A 422-nucleotide genomic window follows, 5' to 3' on the forward strand; every position below is an offset into this window, starting at 1 on the left:
ATCATAAACTTTAGTCCTTCTTTCAACTCATCATTTCTGTTTTTAACTTAAGGATAACACAAAGAAGCCGTGCCAACACAAATGTTAGCACGGCAATTGTTTAACTTAATTTAACTTTAACGCTAGTTAGCATTAAATGATTATTGAGCTAATTTATTTCTTAATACCATTTGTAAGATACCACCATGACGATAGTAATCTAATTCAACTAATGAGTCGAAACGTACAATTACTTCAAATTCTACTACTTCGCCATTTTCTTTTTTAGCTTTAACTTTAACTAAATCATGTGGTTGAACATCTTCAGAAATTTCAACTGAGATTTCTTCTTTACCATCTAAACCTAATGACTCTGCAGAATCACCTTGTTGGAATTGTAATGGTAGTACACCCATCATTACTAAGTTAGAGCGGTGAATACG

At 32.0% G+C, this 422-nt stretch carries 1 pseudogene; it reads right to left on the minus strand.

Features of this window, described 5'->3' with window-relative positions:
* Positions 1 to 140: 140 nt before the first annotated feature.
* A pseudogene (locus HZY83_RS07965) lies at positions 141 to 422 on the minus strand (aconitate hydratase); the annotation flags it as partial.

The sequence above is a fragment of the Gemella sp. GH3 genome (assembly GCF_013415425.1).
Taxonomy (GTDB): domain Bacteria; phylum Bacillota; class Bacilli; order Staphylococcales; family Gemellaceae; genus Gemelliphila.